At 42.4% G+C, this 3,579-nt stretch carries 4 protein-coding genes; all 4 read left to right on the plus strand.

What is annotated here, in order from left to right; genetic code table 11:
- A partial coding sequence (locus tag AB7U21_RS11260) for a DUF7490 domain-containing protein (protein WP_428389120.1) occupies positions 1 to 474 on the plus strand: 474 nt, incomplete at its 5' end.
- A complete protein-coding gene (locus tag AB7U21_RS11265) occupies positions 471 to 767 on the plus strand; it encodes a hypothetical protein (RefSeq protein ID WP_428389122.1) in 297 nt (98 codons plus the stop codon). The genes AB7U21_RS11260 and AB7U21_RS11265, both read left to right, overlap by 4 nt.
- 90 nt (positions 768 to 857) lie before the next feature.
- Positions 858 to 3,305, plus strand: coding sequence for a DUF3656 domain-containing U32 family peptidase (locus tag AB7U21_RS11270; protein WP_428389124.1), 2,448 nt, complete (start codon positions 858 to 860; stop codon positions 3,303 to 3,305).
- On the plus strand, positions 3,302 to 3,579 hold a 278-nt coding region (locus AB7U21_RS11275), incomplete at its 3' end, for a nucleoside 2-deoxyribosyltransferase (protein ID WP_428389126.1). The genes AB7U21_RS11270 and AB7U21_RS11275, both read left to right, overlap by 4 nt.

Genomic DNA, 3,579 nt, shown 5'->3' on the forward strand with positions numbered 1-3,579 from the left:
GGTAACAATGTTGTGATAGAGAATGACATCTATCTCACGAACGCAGGTTCTAGTGTGAGTGAAGACTACAAGGTGCTTGTAAAAGCCCGTGAAATGGATGCGCGCCTTATAGCTGATAAGGTTTGGACCACCACCGGGATCATCGGTCCGGAAGAAACCATTGTAAGGAGTGTTAATCTTACAGTGCCTGACAATTACAATTACGTTGTTGAGGTCATCATCTGGAAAGATAACACTATTGTAAAGCGCGGTGAGGATTATGTTCAACTGAATCCGGAAAAAGTTATTGACAAAGACAAAACTGTAGAGTCTAAGGATGTTACAACGAGCGATTTTCTAGTAGAGGAAACTCCAACAGAAGTTCCTGCATACGAAGTACCCTATGAGGGAACACAAACACCAGGATTTGGTTCAGTATTTGCTATAGTATCTTTAATTGCAGCATTCTTCATGTTCAGGAGGAGATCTGTATGAGCGGGGATTTAAAAGAAACTGGAAATTTTGGGCATGAGCAATCAATTACACCAGTAAAGGTGAAAGAGAAAAAGGCATCTTCAATTGAAGATTATTTCAGGATAGGCCTGTTTGTATTGGTGGCCCTCCTGCTTGCAATCTCTTCTCTCCAGTTCTACAGTTCGGTATATGATGTGATATATACATGGTTCGAGTCAGAATATGTTCCCATAATCAGAGCTGTGTTTAATCTTGCAGTTGTAGTTTTCTGTTTATATGTTATCAAATTCCACCTTATGAAAAAGAAGGCATAGACTCTTTGGATATATATTCCCGAACATTGGCCGGAAACTTCAAAGTATTCCGGCCATCTTTTATATATCGTGACATCATCAGAAAACCTAATGTCCCCAATTCCTGAACTGCTGGCCCCGGCTGGTGATATGCTATCTCTTAAGGCAGCTGTGGAGAATGGCGCAGATGCTGTGTACCTGGGTGTTAAGAAGCTCAGTGCCAGAGCTTATGCTTCTAATTTTTCTCTCGATGAGCTGGAACAAGTTATCGATTATGCTCACCTCAGGGGTGTGAAGGTATATATTACAGTGAATACTCTTATAAAAGATGCAGAATTTGCTGAGGCTGCCAGGACACTGCAGAGCATTGCCGCATATGGAGCAGATGCCGTAATAGTGCAGGATATAGGTTTGCTTTCATTTTTACGTGAATTTCTTCCGGAACTTCCTGTACATGCAAGTACGCAGATGACAGTACATAACACTGAAAGTGTATGTTCACTTGAAGGTCTGGGTGTAAAAAGGGTCGTGCTTGCAAGAGAACTTTCACTTGAAGCAATCCGTTCCATCCGTGATCATACGCAGGCAGAACTTGAGGTATTCATTCATGGTGCTCTATGTATCTGTTACTCCGGACAATGTCTGTTCAGCAGCATGATAGGCGGAAGAAGCGGTAACAGAGGGTACTGTGCACAGCCCTGTCGCAAGCAGTATTCTTTGAAGAAGAATGGCGAAGAGGTCAATGTTAAAGGTAATTTCCTGCTAAGCCCAAAAGATCTTAATACTGCTGAAATCCTGCCCAAAATTATCGAAGCAGGTGTTTCGTCCCTTAAGATCGAAGGAAGGATGAAACGTCCCGAATATGTGGCAGGTGTGGTAAGTATCTATAGGCGGCTTCTGGACCGGTATGCAACAGATCCTGCAGGTTATTTTGTATCCGAGGAAGAATTGATAACACTTGAACAGCTTTTTAACAGGGGTTTTACTCATGCATATCTTTCGGGAAAACCACGTTTTGAGCTAATGGATCACGACGTGCCTTATAACCGAGGGGTTCTGGTGGGCACTGTAATCGGTCGTTCTAGCAGAGGCTATGTAAGCCTCAAATTGTCAGGCTCTCTCAATGTTGGTGATGGGATTGGTTTTTCATCTGAAGGAACGGGTGAGAATGTAACCCGGATGTTCTACAAGGGTAAACCTATAAATACTGCTGGTAAAGGCATGGTTGTAGACCTGCTTCTTTCCAACCCAGTATCTGCAGATACGCAGGTATACAGGACTTCAGATGTCTCACTTCTTAAGTCTATGGAAAGGTCTTTCACTTCTCAAACGCCTGTACGCAAAGTGTCCGTGAGGCTTAAACTTACTGCTGTAAAAGGCAAACATCTGGAAATGTCTTTGGAGGACAGCGATAACAATGTGGTAAGGATGGATTCAGAATATATTGTCCAGGCATACCAGAAAAACCCGACAACTAAAATAGATGTTGAAAAACAGCTCTTAAAGCTTGGGGCTACTGTTTTCTATCCGGTCTCACTGGAAGTCCGGTCAGACCCCGATATTTTCATTCCTATCAAGGAACTGAACAATATCCGTAACAGTGCCGTTCTGGAAATGGGGAAGATAAGAACCAGAAAATGGAAACGTACATTTGAAGAATTTATTTTTTCACCTCCTACTTACCGTGAGGAAAAAACAGGAAAACCTTTGCTGTCTGTCAGTGTGAATACTCTGGATGGTTTGTTGTGTGCAGCAGATGAAGGTGCAGATATGATCTATTTTGGAGATGAGGACTTCCGCAGCCATACGAAAACCACACTTAAAGAAGCATATGATATTGCATTTAGGGCAGGCTGCAGGATATATCTTACAACACCATCTATTGTCTGGGATAAGGAAATGGATGAATTGTATTTGCTTATCCGGGAGGCACTGAAAATTGGTTTCTGTGGGGTGCTTGTTGGCAACCTTGGTGTTCTCAGAGCAGTTCAACAGTTGGGTTGCAATATTATTATAGACTGTTCTCTTAACGTATTCAACCACAGATCGGTTTCATTTTTCCATAGTGCAGGTACTGAAGCTGTTACCTTATCTCCTGAGCTTAAACTGGAGCAGGTTTCATCACTGAGCAGATATGGAACTGTGGAATGCGTGGTACATGGAAATCTCAAGCTCATGGTTATAGAGAATTGCATCGTTGGAAGCTTGCTGGGTGGTGAAAATGATGCATGCTGTATGCCCTGTAGGGATAATACTTATGCAATGAAGGATGAGAAAGGTTTTGAATTCCCGCTACTGATGGATGAACGCTGCAGGACCCATATTTTCAATTCCAGGGAATTATGTTTGCTGGATGATGTTGCCAACTTTATCAAAGCAGATATACTCAGATTCAGGATAGACGCAAGGTATATGGATGCGCAGAAAGTGCGGTTAGTGGTATCTGCATACAAAAAACGTATCGATCAATGCATTTCCAAGCAAGCGGTCCCCCATCTTTCCTGCAGGGACATATCTGACAAATACACAAAAGGACATTATTTCAGAGGCGTATTATGAAGGTCTTTTTTTCAGGCTCTATCCGTGGTGGAAGAGAAATGTTGTCCGTTTATCAGCATCTTTGCTCATTTATTGTTTCTAAAGGGCATGAAGTACTTAGTGAGCATGTAGCTGATGCACAGCTTGAAAAAGTGGAATATTCCATGACAGAGCAAGAGATCTTTGCAAGGGATATAGCTCTCTTAGAGCACAGTTCATGCCTTATTGCAGAGGTAAGTCTTCCTTCTACAGGCGTTGGCTATGAGATATGCAGTGCAGTTCAAAGGCATATTCC

It is taken from the genome of Methanomethylovorans sp. (genome assembly GCF_050177135.1).
Lineage (GTDB): Archaea > Halobacteriota > Methanosarcinia > Methanosarcinales > Methanosarcinaceae > Methanomethylovorans.